Origin of the sequence: Amycolatopsis sp. ATCC 39116, from assembly GCF_000231075.2 — a bacterium.
Classification (GTDB): Bacteria; Actinomycetota; Actinomycetes; order Mycobacteriales; family Pseudonocardiaceae; genus Amycolatopsis_E; species Amycolatopsis_E tucumanensis.
In genome coordinates this window covers 1-2,238 of the sequence record NZ_AFWY03000114.1, presented here as the reverse complement: position 1 = coordinate 2,238, position 2,238 = coordinate 1, and the positions used below count along the sequence as shown (strand labels likewise).

At 71.9% G+C, this 2,238-nt stretch carries 3 protein-coding genes; 2 read left to right on the top strand and 1 reads right to left on the bottom strand.

Annotation, left to right across the window (positions count from 1 at the left end; genetic code table 11):
* On the top strand, nt 1–942 hold a 942-nt coding region (locus AMY39116_RS0341700), incomplete at its 5' end, for an LCP family protein (RefSeq protein ID WP_020423526.1).
* Here AMY39116_RS0341700 and AMY39116_RS0341695 read toward each other — a convergent pair.
* Complete coding sequence (locus AMY39116_RS0341695) at nt 939–1,670, bottom strand: hypothetical protein (RefSeq protein ID WP_020423525.1); 732 nt, start codon at nt 1,668–1,670, stop codon at nt 939–941. The two genes, AMY39116_RS0341700 and AMY39116_RS0341695, sit on opposite strands and share 4 nt — an antisense overlap.
* 60 nt (nt 1,671–1,730) lie before the next feature.
* Between AMY39116_RS0341695 and AMY39116_RS0341690 the strand changes: the two genes are divergently transcribed.
* The coding region (locus AMY39116_RS0341690) for a GNAT family N-acetyltransferase (RefSeq protein ID WP_020423524.1) at nt 1,731–2,238 on the top strand (508 nt) is incomplete at its 3' end.

The window sequence follows — 2,238 nt, the reverse complement described above, 5'->3', positions numbered from 1 at the left end:
GGCAAGGTGCTGCTCACGCTGCTGTCGGTGTTCGTGCTGTTCCTCGCCGGCGTGTGGGTGTACCTGGAGTTCTCGATCAACCGGGTCGCCGCGCTGGAGGACTACGAGGGCCGCCCCGCCGCAGGCGCGGGCACCAACTGGCTCATCGTCGGCTCGGACAGCCGCGAAGGCCTCACCGCCGAGGACGAGCAACGGCTGGTCACCGGCGACGTCAAGGCCGCAGGCGGCGGTCAGCGCACCGACACGATGATGATCGCGCACCTGCCGGACAACGACACCAAGCCGACGCTGGTCAGCCTGCCGCGCGACTCCGAGGTCGCCATCCCCGGCCACGGCACCAGCAAGATCAACGCGGCGTTCTCGATCGGCGGCGCGCCGCTGCTGGTCAAGACCGTCGAGCAGGCCACCGGGCTGCGCATCGACCACTACGCCGAGATCGGGTTCGGCGGGTTCGCCAACATCGTGGACGCGATCGGCGGCGTGGACATGTGCGTCGACAAGGAGATGCACGACACCGTCACCGGCATCACGATCCCGGCCGGCTGCCAGGAACTCGACGGCGCGCACGCGCTCGGGTTCGTGCGCATGCGGCACAGCGACGCGACCCCGCGGTCGGACCTGGACCGGGTGGAGAACCAGCGCAAGTTCATCGGCGCGCTGGTCAGCCAGATCTCCAGCCCCGGCACGCTGCTCAACCCGTTCGACGTGTTCCCGCTGCTGGGCGCCGCGCCGGACGCGCTGACCATGGACGAGGGCGACCACCTGCACAACCTGGTGGCGCTGGCGTGGGCGATGCGGGGCATCTCCTCGGACGGCGTGCTGTCCACGACGGTGCCGGTCACGTCCGGCTCGGCGGAGCACTGGGACAAGACGAAGTCGAAGCAGCTGTGGGAAGCGCTCCGCAACGACACGGTGGTGCCCGACAGCGCGATCATGACCTAGTCGCGCAGGAAGCCGCCGGGATCGGCTTTCCCGGCGGCCGACAGGCTCACCAGGATGTCGCTCAGCGTGAAGGTGCGCTCCAGGGCCTCGTGCAGGATCTTCAGCTGGGCCCGGATCTCCGCCAGCTGCTCGCGGGGCCGGTGCTCGGCCAGGTAGCGGGCGATCTCGGCGCGCGCCCGCGGCGTCAACGGATCCCGCAGGTCGAGCGCGCCGGGCGACTCAAGCGGGCGGTCCGGCCGGGCCATCAAGCCCGCCAGCCGCCCGACGGGATCGGTGACCGGGTCAGGGCCGGGGAAGAGCCCGAGTGCGCGCGGATCGGGCAGCGCCGGGCCGGCGAGGACCATCCGCAGGTGGTCGATGCGGCTGAACTTCTCCCACATCCCGTTCTTGAGCCGTCCGTACGCCTGCGGGTCGAGGGCGGCGAGGCAGCCGCCGAGACGGGTCATCTCGGAGTTCAGGCCACGCAGGTCCGACGCCTGCTGCCGGGCGGCGGCGTGCAGGCGGCGCACCCAGGAGGTCTGCGCGCGGACGTCCTCCTCGCTCATCGTGGCGGTGTTTTCCAGGAACCCCAGCAAGTAGTCGCCGTTGTCGGCGATCCGGTGCGCGCGCAGGTAGAGCACGAACAGTTCGGCGCCGAGCGCGTTCAGCTTGGCGTCCTTGCGGGCGGTCAGCGCCTTGGGCGTGATCGCGAGGACGGCGTCCAGGATCGCCCGGAAGAACTCCAGCATGCGTCGTGCATACCGGAAAAGTCCCGTGCGGGCCACGGCCGCGGCGGGGATGATCGGGGGATGCAGATCCCTGCGGAGACCCTCTCGGACGGGGTGATCCTGCTGCGCCGGTGGTGGGCCGGCGACGCCGAGCTCCTGCACCGCCTGGTGAACGAGTCCCTGGACCACCTCGCGCCGTGGATGCCGTGGGCGGTGGACGGCTACACCGAGCGCGACGCGCGGGAGTTCCTGACGCTGACCCGGGAAAGCTGGCTCGCCGCGGAGACCTTCGACTACGCGATCGTCGCGCCGGACGGGGCGGTCGCCGGCAGCTGCGGGCTGATGGCGCGCATCGGCCGCGGCGGGCTCGAAGTGGGCTACTGGCTGGCCAAGGCCTACACCGGCCGGGGCTGGGCCACCCGCGCGGCGCGCCTGCTGACCGACGAGGCGTTCCGGGTGGGCGCCAACCGCGTGGAGATCGTGCACGACGTCGCCAACCACCGCAGCGGCGCCGTCCCCGCCCGGCTCGGCTTCACCCGGCTCGACGAGCGCCCCACCCGGCTCCCCGGCGGGACGGCCGCCACCGGGC